Origin of the sequence: Methylobacterium nigriterrae (genome assembly GCF_037106235.1) — a bacterium.
In the GTDB taxonomy this organism is placed as follows: Bacteria; Pseudomonadota; Alphaproteobacteria; order Rhizobiales; family Beijerinckiaceae; genus Methylobacterium; species Methylobacterium nigriterrae.
In genome coordinates this window covers 1-980 of the sequence record NZ_JBAWTG010000417.1, presented here as the reverse complement: position 1 = coordinate 980, position 980 = coordinate 1, and the positions used below count along the sequence as shown (strand labels likewise).

The following is a 980-nucleotide window of genomic DNA, read 5'->3' as shown; positions in this document are numbered from 1 at the left end:
TTCGCAGGCGTCGGCTTTCCGGTGCTCGCCATGAACGGGTTCGCGCGCCTCTGGGGCGACCTGCTGCCGCTGCGCTGGTACATCCAGATCCTGTTCGACCAAGCGGTGCGGGGCCTGCCGCCCTCCAGCTCGGTCGCGCCGCTCCTGACCCTCTGCGCGTTGGCCTCCGCCGCGTTCGGTCTCGCGTGGTGGCGCCTGCGCGTTATGGTGCGCACGAACCCGCGGCGGCCCGCCGAACCTGCGGCACCCGAAGACCGCGCGCCGGTGAGCGGTGTCGGCGGCGCCATGGCCGCCGAATGGCGCCGCATCCTCAACGACCGCGGCGTCTTCAGCCTGATCGTGCTGGCGCCGGTGATCTACGGCATCCTCTATCCGCAGCCCTATCTCGGCCAATTGCTGCGCGAGATCCCGATCGCCATCGTCGATCAGGACCACACGCCCCTGAGCCGCCACATCACCCAGATCGTGGATGCGGACGAGGCCGTCGCCGTCACGGTCCGTGCCGACACTCTGGCGGAGGCACACGCCGCCCTCGCACGCCGCGAGGTCTTCGCCATCCTGGGCATTCCCGCGGACACCGAGCGCGACATCCTGAAGGGCAGGCCGGCACGGCTCGCCGCCTACGTCGACTCGGCCTATTTCCTGATGTTCAACCGCATGCTGCAGGGCCTCTCCGAGGCCGCCGGCACCGTCACTTCCGAGATCGCAGCCCGCGGCGCGAGGCTCGACGGCAGTCTCGCCCGCGCGGCGCTCGCGCGCAGCTCCCCGGTGGAGGTGGTGTCGCAGCCCCTCTTCAACCCGACCGGAGGATATGCGAGCTACGTGGTTCCGGCGGCCTTCGTGCTGATCCTGCAGCAGACGTTGCTCCTGGGCTCCGCGACCGTTGGGGGCGTCGCCTTCGAGAAGGGCGGGAGCCTGGGGCGGCAACGCCGGGCGGGCGCGCGGGCCATCGTGGGCCAAGCCCTCGCGCATCTCCTGCT

The 980-nt window shown here is 71.0% G+C and carries 1 protein-coding gene; it reads left to right on the top strand.

Annotation, left to right across the window (positions count from 1 at the left end; translation table 11 throughout):
* Positions 1-30: 30 nt before the first annotated feature.
* The coding region (locus tag WDW90_RS37495; RefSeq protein WP_336492786.1) for an ABC transporter permease at positions 31-980 on the top strand (950 nt) is incomplete at its 3' end.